We start from the raw sequence: 17,546 nt of genomic DNA, 5'->3' as shown, positions 1-17,546 counted from the left end.
CTCCCCTTCGCTGTTTTTCAAAATTGATTTCATAATTAATTCTCTAAGTAATCCCCAAAAAGGGTTTGTTGAGTGGGGCTAAGCCTCACTCAACAAACCCTTTTTATCCCAAAACACAAAATGGCGTAGCCATTTTGTGTTTTTAAAACCCTTACTGAGTTTGTTTAATACTAATTCACGAAAGTGTAGCCACACTTTCGTGAATTAGTATTAAACAATTCATGTTATGTAGAACAAGAATTGTTCTGATCTTGCAATATCCTATTCAAAGAGGGCTTGGAGACCAAGCCCCTACCCATCTAAAATGTAGGGGTTTGGAAACCAAACCCAAGTCTCTGTTTCTTTGCCTTATAGTCAAATTTGCGATGAACTTAGAGATAATCCCTACAGCGAATAATATTAACTTGATTGAAGTTACGGCAGATTTAGCTAAATCTGAGCGAATTGATCGTTTTTTAGCAAATCAACTCACTAACGTATCCCGATCGCGAATTCAAGCATTAATTGAGGAGGGCTATGTCACCGTTAATGATACTCTCTGTAATAACAAAAAGGATTTAATTAAAGCAGGCGATCGCATTCAGTTAATCACTCCAGCATCAACACCTCTTGATTTAGTCGCGCAAGAAATTCCCTTAGACATTCTCTACGAAGACGAACATTTAATTGTAATTAATAAACCTGCGGGGTTAGTAGTCCATCCTGCGGCGGGACATAGTGATGGAACCTTAGTTAATGCTCTTTTAGCGCATTGCAAAGAACTTTCAGGAATAAATGGAACTCAACGTCCGGGCATTGTGCATCGTTTAGATAAAGATACCAGTGGCGCAATGGTAGTAGCCAAAAGCGATCGCGCTCATCAAGATTTACAAACACAAATCCAAGCAAAAACAGCCCGACGCGAGTATTTAGGAATTGTGCGTGGAGTTCCCAAAAATGAATCGGGAGTAATTGATGCAGCGATCTCCAGACACCATAGCGATCGCAAAAAAATGGCAGTAATGGAAAATGGGCGCAGAGCCGTCACCCACTGGCAAATCAAGGAACGTTTAGGAAATTACACACTTGTTAAATTTGATCTGGAAACAGGGCGCACCCATCAAATTCGTGTCCATGCCGCACATATGGGCTGGGCGATCGCGGGCGATCCTGTCTATGGCAGTCCTAACAAGGAGGTTTCGCAATATCTCTCAGGGCAAGCCCTCCATGCATGGAAGCTGACTTTTACCCATCCAGTTTCAGGCGAATTAATTGAAAATATTGCGCCTTTACCTGAAGGATTTGAGAAGTTATTAGTGTTTTTACGTCGTCGAAGATAAGATGTCGTGCTTGGCGCGACACCCTATAGAGTCAGTGCTAACTGATATATTTGGCGGCGCGGTAAGTCGGCAAGTTCTGCTAATTGACGACTAGCATCCGATCGCGACATACCAGCCTCAATCAAATTTTGTAACTCTTTTAAAATTACTTCCTCTGTCCATACAGGCTTTTCACTAGGTTCTGCTCCTTCTAAAACTAGTGTAAATTCTCCCTTCGGTGAGTGCATCGTAAAATAGGCGATCGCATTTTCTATAGAACCACGCCAGAATTCTTCATGGAGTTTCGTTAATTCTCTAGCAACTGAGATACGCCTTTCTCTTCCCAAACTTTCTACTAAATCTTCCAAAGTGCGTAATAAACGATGTGGTGCTTCATAGAGAATCATCGTTCTTGTTTCTAGTCGCAAAATCTCTAAGTGATCGCGCCGTTCCTTTTTATCAGTTGGTAAAAATCCATCAAATCCAAAATGCTGAGTGGCAAAACCCGAAGCTGTTAAGGCAGCAATACCAGCAGTAACAACAGGAATCGGCACAACTCTAATTCCCGCAGCAATACAACCTTGTACTAGTTCCACACCTGGATCAGAAATTGCGGGCATTCCCGCATCTGTAACTAAGGCGATCGCCATACCTTGTAATAACTTTTCAACTAGCTCAGGTACGCGCTTAAAAGCATTATGCTCGTGATAGCTGGTTTGCGGCGTATCAATTCCAAAATGATGTAATAGCTTACCTGTATGTCGCGTATCCTCAGCCGCGATTAAATCTACTTGTTTGAGAGTAGCGATCGCTCTGAAGGTCATATCCTCCAAATTACCGATCGGCGTTCCCACCAAATAGAGAATTCCTGAAACTTCCATTAATTAATATCCATATACAGCATGTTAAAGTTAATCCAAAGCCCAATATTTCTGTTAAAAGTGTTGCTTTGCAACACTTTTAACAGAAATATTGGGCTTTCATTTAGTGTAAAGCACTGTAATTATCGCCACTGTTTATTTTCTAAGTCACGCATCTGACGCTCTAGGCGATCAATTCGTCCTCGCAATTCATCCATTTCATTTTGACGTGGCACACCCAAATCTTGCATCACATTACGGATTTGTCTCTGAATTAATGATTCCAGATTTCCTTGCTCTGACTTGAGGCGATCGGCAATATCATTAAAAATCTCAGAAGCCTGATCAGGATCGATTTTGCCATCTTTGACCCAATCTTCACTAGCTTCTTTTATTTTTTCTAGCACAATCGAAGTCGTACCGACACCAAGCATAAGTAACTGCTTAAGCAAATTATTGGTATCCATAAATATCTGTGATCCTCAAAAGCGATCTATCACTCCATCATACTAAACAAAAGCAGGGCAATTCATGAATTGTCCTTGCTACTCCCTTGCAACCCAAGAATTAGTAGGGCGGAGCTAAACACTGCGCTACCACAATTCTTGGATAGCAAAGGGTATACTTTAAACTGATTTAAATTTAAAAAACTTTCAGGTAAGTTGATTTATGATCCGTGCTGTAATCGAGACTGCTAAGGGAACTATGCGTGCTGAGTTTGACGACCAACACGCCCCGATCACTGTCAAAAACTTCGTAGACCTAGCCAAACATGGTTTTTATGATGGGCTAACTTTTCACCGTGTTGAGCCAGGATTTGTCATTCAAGGCGGCGATCCTCTTGGCAATGGTACTGGTGGATCAGGCGATCGCATCAAGTTGGAAATCTGGGCCGAAGGTGACAGTGAAGCTACCATCGGCAATATCTTAACTGGTGGCAAAAAGCCAGTTATTAAGCACAATAAAGCAGGTGTATTTTCGATGGCGCGCACTAATGACCCTAATAGTGCCACTAGTCAATTTTTTATCACTCTCGGTGATGCATCATTTTTAGATGGTCAATATGCGGCTTTTGGCTATACCAATGATACCGAAGTTGCTCAAGCAATCCGTCGTGGTGACAAAATCCTTTCAATCAAAATCGAAGACTAACTTTTTTAGTCTTTCCTATAAAAAAGAAAGGGTTCGAAGTACCCTTTCTTTTTTAGGTTTTAAGAAGAAACTAAACTCTGGATTACTGATTGTAAATCAGTAAGAACTTGCGAAGAGTTGTTACCATTTGACATAACTCCCAAATCTTGAACCGCCGCTTCTAACTGTGGACGTAAAGTATCCACAATATCCTGCACAGGACGTAAAAGCTGCTCTTGAGCGCTAATTTGGCCCAACAATTCAGCTACAACTCTGATCCGATCTTGTTGTTGAGATTCTGCTGTACGAATTGCTTGCTCTTGTTGCTGATGTTCCTGAGTTTGCTTTCCTAGCACCTCTTGTTGCTGCTGCGTATAGTTTCTTACTGCCTCAATCTGGCTTTCCATCTTCCGCAGTTCTTGTTCTTGGCGATTTTTTTGAGCTTCAATTTGAGCTAGCAAAGGCAATAAACTTTGGACAGGACTCTCCTCGACCGCAATTCCTTTACGGCGATCCAAAACTGCTTTTTGTTGGTTTAGCACCGACAGACGCTCTTGCATACTGCGCCTCATACCTGAAACGCTTTCTTCAAGGAGCTTATATTGTTCCTCTGCAAATTCTTTATTGCTTTCTAGCTCAATCCGAGCAAATTGATCCGATGTTTCTACCTGACTTTGCAAATCAGCAATTTCGCCCTCTAAACCAGCCAACTCATCTTCTTGAGCGCTGACATAATTTACTAACTTATCAAAATCAGCTTGAAGAGCTTTAATCGTTGACTCTAGCTCTTCAATGGGCATTGACTGTAAGCGGCTTTCTTCTTCGGGACTAAGTACTTCCATGCTACCTGGTCCACCAAACGCCTCGATCGCATTGGATGTTTGCTCATAGAGATCAATTTGAGCATCAAGCTGCACCCTAGACATTGCCATATTATTTTCTTGCAACTTAAGGATGCCACGCTGAGCCTTAAGCTCCGCTTGAGCATCAGCAAGCGCAACTTGGGTCTGCTGCCATTGGGCTTTACGGGCATGCAGTTCTTCTGTTGATTTACTCAGAATTCCCTTTTGTTTCTCAGCTTCATTTTTTAGCCCATCTAAACTTTGCCAAAATCCTGTGAGTATTTCTTGGCGTTGGTTGATCAGATTAATGGCGCTATGAATTCTATCTCTTAGAGAGTCTGGATTTGTAAAGCTTGTCGATAGTTGACTAATTAGGGCTTTAATATGCTCAGCCTGATCGACAGTTAGGGCTGCTGCTTTAGCTTCAAACTGACCACGCTCTACTTCAATATTTTTGCGTAATTGCTCAATTTCACTACGCTCTTTGGCAAACTTGGATTCTAACTCCTCAATTTCTTGCTTTCTTGCATCAAGATGTTCTAGTTCTAGTTCCTTTTGTTCTAATTCCTGCTCGCGGCGGTGTAACTCTTGGCTTTGAAAATTAAGAGACTGTTTCCACTGTTCGACTTCTTCTTCGGCAGATTTATATTTATCTTGCGATCGCGAAAAAGCCTGCAAGATATTGACAATTTTTTTAGAGGCATCTTGAATACTTTGTACTTGGTTACTGCCAGTCACCTCGGCAATGATCATTTGCCCATCTTTAAAATCTTTCGCTTGACTCGAATCCTGAATTGGTAAAACTTGCTCATTAGTAATCGGCTGCCAAACATTTTCACCCGTATTACGTGCTAGTAGACGGACTGACGAGTTACCACCTAATCCAAAAGCTGCTTGAGTTTTTTGAAGTTCCGCTAAGTACTGCACGCTGAATATACTCCTATTTTGCTGATGCTGACTTTCAGATTGACATGACGAAAGAGCAAAAACCCGTCACAAACAATACAAAATAGCCTAAATCCTAGTCTCATACTACCTAATTGCACAAACATTTAGGCAGCATATTTTTAAGACCAATGGAAAGTTTTTTGTAAAAAGTCTATTGCCTAATGTTTTTTGGGTCAAGCGCATCGCGTAAGCTATCACCCAGAAGATTAAATGATAGCACCGTCAATACGATCGCTAGTGCAGGAACCCATACTAGCCAAGGCTGTAGAATTACAACCGAGGCATTTGTAGACACAGACAGCATATTACCCCATGAGGGGTCTGGAGGCTGGATACCCAGTCCCACAAGACTCAATACTGCTTCTACAACAATAAATCGGGGGATATCGAGGGTTGCCGAGATAATAATAAATGTGATGGTTTGTGGTAAGACGTGTTTGACAATGATCCTGAATGGACTTGCTCCTGATGCACGAGCTGCCAAAATAAAAGTCTGTTCTTTGATGGACAGTACTTGTCCTCGAATAATTCTTGCTAGTCCTGCCCATGATACAAATGAAATGATCGCAATGATTAACGCGAATCGCTCAGTATTACTGATTTGTGGTGGCAAAATTGCAGCTAATGCTACTAACAAATAAATTGAAGGGACTGACATCAGCACCTCCACAAAACGCATTAAAACTACGTCAAGCCAGCCACCAATGTAACCTGAAATACCACCAACGAGGCAGCCTACCGTATAGGAAATAATTGTGCCGATAAAACCAATTAGGAGGCTAATCCTACCGCCATACAGTAAACGGGTCAACTGATCCCGACCTTGCTCATCGGTTCCGAGTAGATTTAGCTGGGCGCTGCTAGTTGTACCAAACAAATGCCCACCATGAAAAAGTTGAATTTGGGATGGCTTGGTGTAGTCAACGATCAGGGCGCGATCGCCTGTTTCCATATCGACTTTGCCTTGAGTGGTTGGATAGACATGAGCGCCTATATATTGTCCTTGGCGATCGCGCCAATGAATTTGGGTGGGTGGCAGTAATGCACCATCTTTAGCTGATTCGTTAACACCATAGGGTGCTACAAAGTTAGCAAATAGAGCAGCCGTGTAGAAAATCGTTAAAATTGTAAGCCCAATCCAAGCAAGAGGATTGGCTCTGAGTCTTTTCCACCAAGTCATTAGGAGCCTTTAAGTGCTTTAAAAAAATTTTTGCGGTAGTTGCCATTCATGGCAAATAAGACTGGCCAAAGCAATGCTAGTCCGATCTGATTACCTGAAAAGTCGGTACGGCGAAAACCTTGCAAAAATTTCACTACCCCAAATACATAGGCAATTAGTAGCAAAATTCCAATTAGTTGTGGCATATATCAATTTCCCTTGACTAATTATCTAATTTAACACCAAAAAGTTAAGACAGAAATTATCGATGAGGTGTAAGGCGATCATCCACAAGCATCAAATCGCCATTAAAAACTCCAGCCCATTTCGCCCATAGCTGATCACCGAATATTACGCCTCTAGTCAGGAGTTCCTGATTTTGCTTTTCCGTGTTTCCGATTCCCCCCAAATATGCCGAGGCGATCGCCCCTGACTGAAGAGTGACTTGCGGATGATTGCTAAGGGGATGTCTTTGCGTTCGTTGATTAACTATGTGCCAACAGTGAGGAGTATTCAGAAAATAGTACAAACTACTAGCGATCGCTTGGGATAGACCACTATTTAAAATATGGGAGGTAATCATACTTGCACCTTGATCGACAAACTTTTGAGCAAGTTGTAATTGCCTTAAGCAATTGTCTTGGTCTGCTGGATCTCGGCTCAGCAATTTTCTATTATTGAAGTCATGACAAATCTGACTAGTAAACGATCGCGGGTGCAGGTCATCTCGACAGGCTAAGGCGATCGCATAGGCTAATACTAATTCCTGAATATCAGCATTGCTATGGGATTGTAAGGCTAATATTCGCGATCGTACTTCCTGTAAGTCTTGATGCCAATATGCTCCAATGACAATGGTCACTACAGCTAAATCAATTTCATTGATTAGTTCCAGATTGCTCAGTGAGTCATTAACGACCAATTTAGTCACAGACTCTAAGCGATCGGCATAATTTGACGGCGTAGTTAATAAAATGCTTGTCCAAATTGCGCGAAATCGACTTTTTAAAGATTTCTGTATTAGCAACATAAACTCCAATATAGCAATCCTAAATGGGTTGTGAGAGTGCGCCCCGAAGGGACGCACTCTCACAACCCTCCAAATCTTACAACTCATTTAGGATCGCTATATTCCAATAAGTTAAGTTGTTGGAAGTAAATGTAGGATGGGCTACGTTGCACCATAGCAATGCAATAGATAGCTAGAACAAATCAAAACCCAAATAAATGGAGGCGGCGCTTCGCGCCGCCTCCATTTATTTGAGTTTTATGGCTTGAATTGCACTAACGTATCCTACGAATTAATACTGCGATAGCAGATAAATAAGAGTAGCGATCGCCAGTAGCAGCAGCGAAATATAAATGATTACACGCCCCCATACCGCGACAAACAAACATAGTAAATCCCAAAAGGTTACTCTGGCTGTCCCATTCCATGCAGGACGAAAGCGGGCTATCTCGGCTTTTTCATAGGAATGGATCTTATTAGTCGTCAAAACCTTATAATGTAGTCTGCCAAACGGATGTAGAAGTTTGAATTGTTGATATCGATGATGGGCGGTTTTCCAACGATTGCGTAAGTTTTTCGCTTTACCAACGTACAGCACTATCCATAAAGCTGTAATGTAATACACCCCTGCATCTTGGGGTAATTCTTTTAACTTTGCAATAGGTTTAGATGGTAGCCAAAAAATACGAAGCCATTCAATCATAGGTAATTTATTATCCTAGAGAGACTATTCCCAGAAATTTAGTTACTTTTGCACTATCTTCATCAGAGTTAGGCGATAATCAAACTGTTTTGCTTAAATAATCTAAATCATCTAGTTAGGTTTTGCTTATATGTCAGATTTTAATCGCGGCATCATGAAGTTTGAAAATGCCGATAGCCCTTTATCAATCGTGCTATCCAGCGTGGTGGTTTTGAGTGCGATCGGGTTCCTGCTCTGGTGGGGATTCCAGACTGCTTACGTCTAAAGCTTAAATATTGAATAAAAAGCGGCGCTATGCGCCGCTTTTTATTTACTACAGCAATTAGCGAGCAAACGACCCTAAAGAGATTTTTTGAAAGGTTGATTTGTAAACCTTTCAAAAAATCTCTTGGTTTGGGTTTGAGCGCAAAGCGCTGTAAGTTAAGCTAAAAAAAGTCTTTTTATAATTTTAGTGAATAATGACCGTTACCACATCTCAAGATGAACAACTCGGAGCCGCCATCGGTGCGATCCCCAGTGGGTTGTTTATTGTTACATCTCAACAAAATGGCAAAACTGCCACCATGCTCGCTTCATGGGTGCAACAGGCTGGATTTAACCCTCCTTCCGTAACAATCATTGTTGGCAAAGGTAGACCCATTGAATCTTTTTTAACCGTCGGTAGTCCAGTTGTAATTAATATTGCCGAAAAAGGAAATGGCAAAATTATCGGACATTTTGCCAAAGGGTTTGCTCCCGATGTTGATCCTTTTGAGGGGCTGGAGACTGCCACAGCCCCCAGTGGTCAGCCCTACCTAACTGAGTCGATCGCCTATCTTGATGCGACAGTTACAAGTAGTCTTGATGCTAGTGACCATACTGTAATTTTGGCAACGATCACCGCAGGCGATCGCCTCCGCGATGGCGAACCTGCCATCCACACTCGCAAAAATGGCTTCAAATACTAAAAGATTAGGGGCGCTTCGCGCCCCTAATCTTTTAGAGATAAAAAAATAGTTGACATTAATCGCAATGTTTGTCATATTAATAAAGCGCTAAACGCAAGTAAGTGACTTAACAAAGTACTAAGTAATTTTGGAAATGCGGGTGTGGCTCAGTGGTAGAGCATCTCCTTGCCAAGGAGAATGTCGTGGGTTCGAATCCCATCACCCGCTTAATAGTTGATAAAGTAAAAGGGACGCTTTGCGTCCCTTTTACTTTATGGATTTTACTGATGCAATTTGATTTAAAAGCCGCCTTATCTCATATTGATCTACCATCTGCTGAATGGATCGGCTTACGTGAAGTCAAAGAAACTAATACGACTCGATATGTACGCGATCGCAAACCCCAGTCCAATGGACGTAGCCAGTCCCACGGCGTGATGATCGAAGTATTAGCTGACGGACAGTTTGGCTATGCTAGTACCAATCATCTCGACCTCGAAAATATCCAAATTACAGCGCAGAAAGCCTATCAACAAGCGAAAACTGCTGCGAAATGGGCTGTACATCGCTTTACGATCGCTCAACGACCACAGGCGATCGGGCAGTACTTCTCACCATTTCTCAAACCATCGGATGCGATCGCCCCGAAAGAAATCAATGAACTCTTGATCGAGATCTGCGACACCTTAAAAGTTTCTGACAAGATCGTCAAAACTAGTGCCTATGCCGTCATTACTGAAATTGAAACCAACTTTGTTAGTAGTAACGGCTCTGACATTTATCAAAAATTTCTGGTCATAGCTACAGACTACGCAGCTACGGCTCAAGATGGCGCGATCATTCAACGACGCGGTGATAACGGACAACTTGCTCGATGCCATCAAATCGGGATGGAAGTATTTGATCGCCAATCAATTTTGCAAAGAGCGCAAATTATTGGCGAACAAGCCATTGAGCTACTCTCCGCTACAGAATGTCCCACAGCAACCACAGCACTAGTCCTTGCACCAGATCAAATGTTGCTGCAAATCCATGAAAGCATCGGACATCCCTTAGAAATAGATCGCATCCTAGGAGATGAGCGCAATTACGCAGGTGGCAGCTTTGTCAAACTTGAGGACTTTGGCAATATGCAGTATGGTTCACGATTAATGAACGTCTCCTTTGACCCCACGATGGCTGGCGAATTTGCTAGCTATGGCTTTGATGATTCAGGAATACCTGCTACCAAAGAATATTTGATCAAAGAAGGTAAGCTTTTGCGAGGACTAGGTAGTTCTGAAAGTCAAGTGCGATCGGGCATTGAAGGTGTAGCTAATGCCAGAGCAACCTCGTGGAATCGTCCCGCGATTGATCGCATGGCAAATATTAACCTTGAAGCGGGCGAACAATCCTTTGAAGAAATCATCGCCAATGTTGAAAGTGGCGTATATATGGAATCCAATCGCTCTTGGTCAATCGATGATTATCGCAATAAGTTTCAATTTGGCTGCGAATACGCGAAACTCATCGAAAATGGCAAATTAACCAAAACTCTGCGTAATCCTAATTATCGCGGGATTACCAATCAATTCTGGAATAGCCTGACAAAAGTAGGCGATCGCCACACTGTCGAAGCCTATGGTTCGCCATTTTGTGGCAAAGGTGAGCCTAACCAAGTAATTCGTGTAGGACATGCTTCCCCAGTCTGTCTATTTGAAAACATTGAAGTTTTCGGCGGTGCATCCTAACAAAAAAGGGACGCTTAGCGTCCCTTTTTTGTTTAATTTAAGCCCAGTTGCTTCATTTCTTGTTCTAGGACATTTAGTAATCCAGCGTCATTATTAGCACGAGCAACTTCCATACGGCGCTTGACTGATGCTGATAGATTGGCTTTATGATTTGCAGCAGCTTCGGCTTTTCTTTGAAGAGTATTCATCGCTAATATCCTTATAAATTACATATTGTTTATATATAAGTACCATAACATATAATTATCTAAACGGTAGCATATGCTACTAACACTTTGTTAAATAAATGTAAAGAAAAAGTCTTGTATTATAGCTGCCGCCAAGTGTATAAGGACAAAAGCAAAACCCCAAAAGAGAAAAGAGGCGCATTGCGCCTCTTTTCTCTTTTGGGGTTGCTACTGAATCAATTAGCCAGCAGTCAATGGTCGATAGGTTCTGTAATTAATGTCAGGGAATATATTGTCTATATATTCAATTTTCTCCAACCAACCAGCGTCAATTTTGCCTGCCTCGATATCTTCAAATAATTTCTCCAATCGCATTAAGTGCGATCGCGTCCTTCTAACCGCATAGGGAACCATCGTGCCAGTACGCATAATGAAAGCCCAATCGGAGGATTGCGCCAAAAGCAACTCACGCGCCGCCTGATTTAAAGCTCTCCACTCTAGTTCATCCGCAGGTTCACGATAGGACAGATGAATCATCCGTTCCGCACCTTTGTGTAAATGCTGATAAACCCAAGCATTCGTCTCATTGAGCCAATATTCATGGAAGCCCTTATAACCCCAACTAGATTGAGCAGGACGTGATACCTGTTGAGTGGGGTTGACACGCAAATAATCGGCAAGATGCGTCATCTCATAGGTTGTTTGATCGTAATAGGACTTACGGATCAAAAAGTCAATAAACCAAGGACCTTCATACCACCAATGCCCAAACAACTCTGCATCGTAGGGAGATACCACAAGTGGCGGACGACCCATCATGTCATGGAGATAACCAATCTGCCGTTCGCGATTTTGCATGAAGTTAGTCGCATTTTCGGCTGCCTTTTCTTTTGCCCAATAAGGATCGTAAAGTTGTTTGGAATCTAAGCCAAAATCACGCCCTGTAATTCGGTGATATTTGACACCTGTATTTTTACGCTGACCGTTAGGCATGATAAACGGCTTAATATACTCATACTCCGCTTCCCAGCCTAAATCTTTGTAAAACTCCCGATAAACAGGATCGCCTGGGTAACCGACTTTCGATGACCATACTTGCTGTGAGGACTCATGATCACGCGCAAAGGCAGCTACACCTGTTTCCGTAAAAACAGGCGCATATGTGCCAAACCGAGGTCGAGGCTGACCATACAAAATGCCATGTCCATCGGTCAGGAAATAGCGCAATCCTACATCTGCTAATAATCTCTCTAGTCCATCGTAATAAGCACATTCTGGCAACCAAATTCCATTCGGTGCGCGACCAAATTCTTGGGTGTAATGTTCAACTGCGACTTCTAGTTGCGCCCAGACTGCCTCTGGATACATTTTCATCAATGGTAGATAGCCATGAGTCGCTCCGCAGGTAATAATTTCCAGATTATTTGTGTCTTGGAATTGCTTAAACGCAGTTACCAGATCGCCGCCGTATTTTTCCCAAGTTTCGCGAGTTTCGGCAAATTCTTTGACATAGTACTCAGCAAGATACTTAACATGACCATTATGTTCATTGCGGATTACTTCAAGCTCAACCAATTGCTGTAACAGAGCCAGATGCTTATCATAACGTTCTTGCAGGAGAGGATCGCGCAACATTGATACCAATGGCGGGGTCATGCTCATAGTCATTTTGAAATCAATACCATCTCGCCTCAGCCCCTCATATACTTTGATTAGGGGAATATAAGTCTCAGTGATCGCCTCATATAGCCATTCTTCTTCAAGTACGTAGTCGCTTTCGGGGTGGCGGACGTAAGGCAGGTGAGCGTGTAAGACCAGCGCGAGATATCCAATGCTCATAGATCTTCTTTTCCTAAAAAGTCTTTAAATTAGCCTATAGTGCTAAAAATGGCAGAATTTCAATATCAGGTAGACAAAGCTATGTGCTGCCTATTTCGATATGGAAATCTATTCAATTAGTCTGACAACGGTTTTCGAGCAAATTAAAGTACGTTAACCCTAATTTAAAGATGGGTAGAGTCTCTTTACTTTAGGGTTTGGAGATCGAATAAAGAACCCATTTTTTTGTAGCGCGTCAACGCCGCGTCACAAAAACACTGTTTTTATTTCACTGCGCGTCCCTTAGTTGTGCTGATAAAAGCTGCTGTCTCCAAATGTGATTTCATTTTTTAAGGCATTTTTAAAGTAATTTTAAGCTATTCCTGTACCCAATGTAATTATGTATACATCCTGCGATCGCCAGTAAATTGCAGGTACTATCCTCGGAAGGTAAAGGTACTGCAAGATACTCGACCTTAGCCTTTTAGAGATGAGTCTATGGTTATTGCTATCAACTACTGCCACAAGGAAGCAAAATATACAACCCGAAGATGAAAAGCATTGTAAGTTACCGCCTTTCATTTTCAGGTTTTAATCTAGTTAAGTTGTCTACTTAGGATGCATTTTGTAAATTTTTTGAAGCAAATTGTTAAAAAAAGATTACACAACAAAAAAAATTAATTTAAAACGCTAGACAAAGTAAATAAGCGTAAAACAGAGATATCAAGAGCTTGCACCTATAAAAAACTATAATAACTGCTATTGCTATCCATGGGAATGAGAGATACCTTAAGATCTCGAATTAAGCAAAATCATTTTGTAGTCTCAAAAAAAACGATAACTGGGGAGAAGCGTTTTTCATAAAAACTATCTTTAGGCATATTTAAGTACAAATTGATTTTTTATAGATTTTGCAAGATTATTTTACCAAACTGATGGTTGACAGAACAACTGCATATGTGCATCCAACAAAACAAAAGGCTTGAATGCATAAAATCGCTTTTTTTGCTGTTCATCATGAACTTGTTTTAAGGAAAAAATCAAGGTAACTTATTATCTGTAATTGCTCCTTGCTGGGTTAATAATTTGCTAATTTAAATAGGCTAAATTATTTAACTCGCTTTATTCTCACACTTGATTTATCAGGAGCAAAGCTAGTTTAGAGGAGGCAGTTTTTTGAAAAAGATATCTTCCAAAGACGAGGATCTAACAACCAATGTTTCCCTGACATTGGGTGAAAAGATGACCTCTCTGAAGGTGCGTCGTTCGCTTGCAGTTTTGGGGTTTGCTCTATCCGCTGGAACTGTGGGGGTGTTGGTTAACCAACAAACAGCGAATAATAATCTCAAGGCTTCGCCTGTTGCTGCGTCATCTCGTACTTTGACTGATGTGATGTCACAAAATCAGGAACGTAAGTATGAAATGGCAAGAACTGCGATCGCCTCAGGTACATGGGATCATGCCCAAGGTGTAATTGTCCATGAAGTTCGTGAAGATGAAACTTTATGGAAATTAACTCAAGTTTATCAAGTTGATGCAGCCGCGATCGCGGCTTCAAACAACATAAGTGCAAATACTGAATTGCAACCAGGCGCGAAGTTGGTAATCCCTCCAGTGAACGGTTTAGTTCACAAGGTTAAACCAGGCGATACCCTCGAAGCTATTTCTAGTTACTACAACGTTCCTAAGAACGAAATCATTAAGTTTACCTCCTTAACTTCTGGGGACTTTTTAGCGATTGATCAGCCTCTGGTAATTCCAGGCAATGTCTCGACCTTAATGCAGGTTAAAGAAGGTCATGTCAAGAGACAGTTAATAGCCGAAAAAGAGCGCTTAATGCAACGCTTGCAAGAATTGGAAGGGAAAAAGGCAATAGCTACCTTAGCTAGCACCAACTCTAAGTCAAATGTCGCTGAAAACTCCATCTCCAAGCAGCCAAAGTATACTTCCTACCGTGTTCAGAATGGCGATACGATCGAGACTATTGCTCGCCGCTACGGTATTACCCAAAAGTCAATCATTGAAGCAAATAAGCTAGAAAATCCTCAATGGTTAGAACTTAATCAAGAGTTAAAGCTACCTCAAGAGCGCAATCTACCAGCCACTCAAACGATCGCCTCTTCTAATGAGAAGCCAATCAAGCAAATCCCATCTCCTGTAGCAACTTTGTCTGAGACTACAAGAGTTTCTTCGACTTCTAGAGAAGTTGAACCAGTAAGAGTTACGGCTGCAACACCGATGGTTTTGCCCAAGGAGACAGTCACTAAGATCGCAGCAGCTAACCGTGTTTCTCCTTGGGACGGTTTAATGCAGCTAACTGGCTCTGAAGCTTCTAATAATCTGCCAGTTGCTCCTGCTCAAGAACAGTCAGCCAGTTTGCAAACTAAGCCCACGGCTTTGCAAACAAGTTTACCAGTTGCTAATGAGCCAGCAGTTAAAGTTGCGGTTGCGCTTTTCCCCTTTGCTCCTGACCAGTTGTTGGGTGAGCTAGGTGGTTCTAACAATAAGAAAAACCCTGCTCTATCTTCGACGGCTCTTAATTTGCCAGCTAGATCGATCGCCACACCATCAATCCCTGCGGCTACCGCTGCTGAGCAGTACAGTAACAGTCGTTCAATCCCTATTGAAGCTAACTCTTCACAGCCAGTCGCTGAACCTCAGATCCAATTCTCGCCTAGAATTGCTGCAGCTTTATCAGTTCCCCAGATCCCCACAGCCTTGATCAAGGAACAGAAAGTCAGTCTAGGTAATGCTCCTGTGGAGGCGTTGAATCAACCAGCAGCCGAACCGATTACCAAGCCTGCACCTGTAGCTGCTATATCAACCCCGACTATTCCTGCAAATCGGGCGATCGAGCAAGGCAACACCAATAATCTTGAGCCAATATCTGCGATCTCTCAACCCGCATCTGAGCCAAACGTCCAGATTCCCGCAAGGTTAGCAGCTAGTCTTGCGCCAAAGGTTCCTGCTTCAGCTTCTGTTGACCAACAAACGGCGATCATTGCACAACCAAATCAAGTTGCTCTATTACCTGAGCCTGAAGCAAGGATGACTTCCCTAGAAGTGAAGCGCTTAGAGACTGAAGTGGATCAACTCAATGCTAAAGTTCGTGACGCAGAAATCAAAGAAGCAGCACGCAGGGCTGAAGAAGCTCGTAAGCTAGAAGCAGCTAAGATTGCAGCCGCAAATTTAAATGCTTCACCCAATCCTGATCGCAATTTTGATGGTAATCGTAGTGCGATCGCCAACCCAGGGGATCGTTCAGGAATTTCTCCTCAGTTACCACAACTGACAGCCAGTGCTTACTTACCTGATGTCCAAGATTATGGATTATCGACTGGCTTTATCTGGCCTGCCGATGGTGTATTTACATCTGGATATGGCTGGCGTTGGGGAAGGATTCATGCTGGTATTGATATTGCTGCACCTGTTGGCACACCGATTTTGGCAGCAGCATCAGGTGTTGTTGAGTACTCCCAGTGGAATGATGGCGGCTACGGTAATATGATCGATATTCGTCATGCTGATGGCACAATTACCAGATACGCTCACATGAATGAACTGTATGTTAAAGAAGGACAAACAGTTGGACAAGGACAGCTTATTGGCGCAATGGGTAGTACTGGATTCAGTACAGGTCCTCACCTCCACTTTGAGATACGTCCCAATGGTGGTAGTGCGATCGACCCAATGGCATTCTTAGCTAGCGCTAAAAGATAAAAATTAAATGATATCTTTTAAAAAGCAGATGGTTTGCTTAGCAAACCATCTGCTTTTTTTGCTTGTATATTTTAGATCCAAAAGCTAGAGGCGGCGCATTGCGTCGTCTCTAGCTTTTGGGAATATACCAAGAGAATTTACCGATCCCCGCAGAGCTTGTATTTTTTCTGCTAAAGTTAGGACAGCAAAAATTCTTCATAAATAAATAGGAAACGTTGATGGCAACGGACGTAGAGAGCTTAACCGCTCAATTGCAATCTCTAGCAGAACTCGCAACAAAATCAGTTGGAGATGTGCAAACTCCTGAAGAATTAGAACAGTTAAGGTTAGAGTACTTAGGAAAGAAAGGAACACTCTCTCAAATTCTTGGTGCGATGGGTAAGCTATCTGCTGAAGAACGACCTCAAGTTGGGGCGATCGCCAATCAAGTTAAGCAGACCTTGCAAGCTCAGCTAGAAGAACGCAAAATCACAATCCAGCAATCAGTAATTGCTAAGCGTTTGGAGGCGGAGACTCTTGATGTGACAATGCCAGGAATCTTGAATTTCTATCAAGGTAGGCAGCACCCCATCCAAAGCACTATTGACCGTATGCTGGACATTCTGGTGGGCTTAGGTTTTACGGTTGCCCAAGGACCAGAAATTGAGACCGATTATTATAACTTTGAAGCCCTCAATACCCCTGCCGATCATCCAGCCCGTGACATGGCAGATACTCTATATCTGAGCGATGGAAAATTGCTGCGATCGCAAACTTCCTCAGTGCAAATTCGTTACATGGAAGAAAATGAACCTCCATTAAGAATTGCTTGTCCTGGGCGCGTTTATCGTAAAGATGACATTGATGCCACTCACTCACCAATTTTCCATCAGATCGAGCTTTTGGCCGTAGAAGAAGGACTAACCTTTGGAGATCTAAAAGGTACTGTCAAAACCTTTGTCGAAGAACTTTTAGGAGATTGTCCAATTCGCTTTCGTCCTAGTTACTTCCCTTTCACTGAGCCATCTGCCGAAGTCGATGTGATGTGGAATGGACGATGGCTCGAACTTGGCGGCTGTGGGATGGTTGATCCTAATGTCTTTAAATCTGTTGGCTATGACCCTGAACTAGTCACTGGTTTTGCTTGGGGTTTTGGCGTAGATCGGGTTGCCATGGTTTTGCATAAAATAGACGATATTCGTCGTCTATTTACAAGTGATTTGCGCTTCTTGCGCCAGTTTTAAATTGAGACTCAA

The 17,546-nt window shown here is 42.3% G+C and carries 16 protein-coding genes and 1 tRNA gene; 8 read left to right on the top strand and 9 right to left on the bottom strand.

The window, feature by feature from the left end; all coding sequences use genetic code 11:
- The first annotated feature begins 365 nt into the window (after nt 1-365).
- Nucleotides 366-1,319: an RluA family pseudouridine synthase gene (locus B9G53_RS23155; RefSeq protein WP_094535808.1), complete on the top strand. Its 954-nt coding sequence runs from the start codon at nt 366-368 to the stop codon at nt 1,317-1,319.
- Nucleotides 1,320-1,342: 23 nt separating this feature from the next.
- On the opposite strand, the gene rsmI is transcribed toward B9G53_RS23155, so the two are convergent.
- Both rsmI and B9G53_RS23145 read right to left on the bottom strand, forming a co-directional pair.
- Nucleotides 1,343-2,179 (bottom strand): 16S rRNA (cytidine(1402)-2'-O)-methyltransferase, encoded by an 837-nt coding sequence (gene rsmI / locus B9G53_RS23150; RefSeq protein ID WP_094535807.1) that lies wholly within the window; start codon nt 2,177-2,179, stop codon nt 1,343-1,345.
- 122 nt (nt 2,180-2,301) lie between these two features.
- Nucleotides 2,302-2,625 (bottom strand): phasin family protein, encoded by a 324-nt coding sequence (locus B9G53_RS23145; protein ID WP_094535806.1) that lies wholly within the window; start codon nt 2,623-2,625, stop codon nt 2,302-2,304.
- Between the two features lie 202 nt (nt 2,626-2,827).
- Here B9G53_RS23145 and B9G53_RS23140 point away from each other — a divergent pair, with 202 nt between their 5' ends.
- Nucleotides 2,828-3,310, top strand: coding sequence for a peptidylprolyl isomerase (locus B9G53_RS23140; RefSeq protein WP_094535805.1), 483 nt, complete (start codon nt 2,828-2,830; stop codon nt 3,308-3,310).
- Nucleotides 3,311-3,369: 59 nt separating this feature from the next.
- On the opposite strand, the gene hmpF is transcribed toward B9G53_RS23140, so the two are convergent.
- From hmpF to B9G53_RS23115, 5 genes are all read right to left on the bottom strand, one after another.
- Nucleotides 3,370-5,058, bottom strand: a complete 1,689-nt coding sequence (hmpF, locus tag B9G53_RS23135; protein WP_094535804.1) for a pilus motility taxis protein HmpF — start codon at nt 5,056-5,058, stop codon at nt 3,370-3,372.
- A 172-nt stretch (nt 5,059-5,230) separates the two neighbouring features.
- A complete protein-coding gene (locus tag B9G53_RS23130; protein WP_094535803.1) occupies nt 5,231-6,259 on the bottom strand; it encodes an ABC transporter permease in 1,029 nt (342 codons plus the stop codon).
- Complete coding sequence (locus B9G53_RS23125; protein WP_094535802.1) at nt 6,259-6,444, bottom strand: hypothetical protein; 186 nt, start codon at nt 6,442-6,444, stop codon at nt 6,259-6,261. Before B9G53_RS23125 ends, B9G53_RS23130 begins: the two co-directional genes overlap by 1 nt.
- Before the next feature lie 56 nt (nt 6,445-6,500).
- Complete coding sequence (locus B9G53_RS23120) at nt 6,501-7,268, bottom strand: hypothetical protein (protein ID WP_094535801.1); 768 nt, start codon at nt 7,266-7,268, stop codon at nt 6,501-6,503.
- Nucleotides 7,269-7,539: 271 nt separating this feature from the next.
- Nucleotides 7,540-7,950, bottom strand: a complete 411-nt coding sequence (locus B9G53_RS23115) for an endonuclease (RefSeq protein ID WP_094535800.1) — start codon at nt 7,948-7,950, stop codon at nt 7,540-7,542.
- Nucleotides 7,951-8,080: 130 nt separating this feature from the next.
- Here B9G53_RS23115 and B9G53_RS28760 point away from each other — a divergent pair, with 130 nt between their 5' ends.
- The 4 genes from B9G53_RS28760 (at nt 8,081) to B9G53_RS23100 (ending at nt 10,606) form a co-directional block, all read left to right on the top strand.
- On the top strand, nt 8,081-8,215 hold the full coding sequence (locus B9G53_RS28760; protein ID WP_254923778.1) for a hypothetical protein: 135 nt from the start codon (nt 8,081-8,083) through the stop codon (nt 8,213-8,215).
- Nucleotides 8,216-8,408: 193 nt separating this feature from the next.
- Nucleotides 8,409-8,897, top strand: coding sequence for a flavin reductase family protein (locus tag B9G53_RS23110; RefSeq protein ID WP_094535799.1), 489 nt, complete (start codon nt 8,409-8,411; stop codon nt 8,895-8,897).
- Between the two features lie 135 nt (nt 8,898-9,032).
- A tRNA-Gly gene (locus tag B9G53_RS23105) sits at nt 9,033-9,104 on the top strand.
- A gap of 59 nt (nt 9,105-9,163) precedes the next feature.
- Nucleotides 9,164-10,606 carry a TldD/PmbA family protein gene (locus B9G53_RS23100; RefSeq protein ID WP_094535798.1) on the top strand — a complete coding sequence of 481 codons (1,443 nt, stop codon included), beginning with the start codon at nt 9,164-9,166 and terminating at the stop codon, nt 10,604-10,606.
- Between the two features lie 32 nt (nt 10,607-10,638).
- On the opposite strand, the gene B9G53_RS27645 is transcribed toward B9G53_RS23100, so the two are convergent.
- Together B9G53_RS27645 and B9G53_RS23095 are read right to left on the bottom strand one after the other, a co-directional pair.
- Nucleotides 10,639-10,794 carry a hypothetical protein gene (locus tag B9G53_RS27645; RefSeq protein WP_176453325.1) on the bottom strand — a complete coding sequence of 52 codons (156 nt, stop codon included), beginning with the start codon at nt 10,792-10,794 and terminating at the stop codon, nt 10,639-10,641.
- Nucleotides 10,795-11,013: 219 nt separating this feature from the next.
- Complete coding sequence (locus B9G53_RS23095; RefSeq protein WP_094535797.1) at nt 11,014-12,612, bottom strand: glycoside hydrolase family 57 protein; 1,599 nt, start codon at nt 12,610-12,612, stop codon at nt 11,014-11,016.
- A gap of 1,155 nt (nt 12,613-13,767) precedes the next feature.
- Between B9G53_RS23095 and B9G53_RS23090 the strand changes: the two genes are divergently transcribed.
- Both B9G53_RS23090 and pheS read left to right on the top strand, forming a co-directional pair.
- Nucleotides 13,768-16,311, top strand: coding sequence for a peptidoglycan DD-metalloendopeptidase family protein (locus tag B9G53_RS23090; RefSeq protein WP_094535796.1), 2,544 nt, complete (start codon nt 13,768-13,770; stop codon nt 16,309-16,311).
- 218 nt (nt 16,312-16,529) lie between these two features.
- Nucleotides 16,530-17,534, top strand: coding sequence for a phenylalanine--tRNA ligase subunit alpha (pheS, locus tag B9G53_RS23085; protein ID WP_094535795.1), 1,005 nt, complete (start codon nt 16,530-16,532; stop codon nt 17,532-17,534).
- The last annotated feature ends 12 nt before the right edge of the window (nt 17,535-17,546 follow it).

The sequence above is a fragment of the Pseudanabaena sp. SR411 genome (genome assembly GCF_002251945.1).
GTDB lineage: Bacteria > Cyanobacteriota > Cyanobacteriia > Pseudanabaenales > Pseudanabaenaceae > Pseudanabaena.
This window is presented reverse-complemented; position numbering and strand designations above follow the sequence as displayed.

Excerpts from the sequence above, each read along its gene's own strand:
- B9G53_RS23155 (WP_094535808.1), top strand. The coding sequence starts at position 366 with ATGAACTTAGAGATAATCCCTACAGCGAATAATATTAACTTGATTGAA.
- rsmI (WP_094535807.1), bottom strand. The coding sequence starts at position 2,179 with ATGGAAGTTTCAGGAATTCTCTATTTGGTGGGAACGCCGATCGGTAAT.
- B9G53_RS23145 (WP_094535806.1), bottom strand. The coding sequence starts at position 2,625 with ATGGATACCAATAATTTGCTTAAGCAGTTACTTATGCTTGGTGTCGGT.
- B9G53_RS23140 (WP_094535805.1), top strand. The coding sequence starts at position 2,828 with ATGATCCGTGCTGTAATCGAGACTGCTAAGGGAACTATGCGTGCTGAG.
- B9G53_RS23130 (WP_094535803.1), bottom strand. The coding sequence starts at position 6,259 with ATGACTTGGTGGAAAAGACTCAGAGCCAATCCTCTTGCTTGGATTGGG.
- B9G53_RS23125 (WP_094535802.1), bottom strand. The coding sequence starts at position 6,444 with ATGCCACAACTAATTGGAATTTTGCTACTAATTGCCTATGTATTTGGG.
- B9G53_RS23120 (WP_094535801.1), bottom strand. The coding sequence starts at position 7,268 with ATGTTGCTAATACAGAAATCTTTAAAAAGTCGATTTCGCGCAATTTGG.
- B9G53_RS23115 (WP_094535800.1), bottom strand. The coding sequence starts at position 7,950 with ATGATTGAATGGCTTCGTATTTTTTGGCTACCATCTAAACCTATTGCA.
- B9G53_RS28760 (WP_254923778.1), top strand. The coding sequence starts at position 8,081 with ATGTCAGATTTTAATCGCGGCATCATGAAGTTTGAAAATGCCGATAGC.
- B9G53_RS23110 (WP_094535799.1), top strand. The coding sequence starts at position 8,409 with ATGACCGTTACCACATCTCAAGATGAACAACTCGGAGCCGCCATCGGT.
- B9G53_RS23100 (WP_094535798.1), top strand. The coding sequence starts at position 9,164 with ATGCAATTTGATTTAAAAGCCGCCTTATCTCATATTGATCTACCATCT.
- B9G53_RS27645 (WP_176453325.1), bottom strand. The coding sequence starts at position 10,794 with ATGAATACTCTTCAAAGAAAAGCCGAAGCTGCTGCAAATCATAAAGCC.
- B9G53_RS23095 (WP_094535797.1), bottom strand. The coding sequence starts at position 12,612 with ATGAGCATTGGATATCTCGCGCTGGTCTTACACGCTCACCTGCCTTAC.
- pheS (WP_094535795.1), top strand. The coding sequence starts at position 16,530 with ATGGCAACGGACGTAGAGAGCTTAACCGCTCAATTGCAATCTCTAGCA.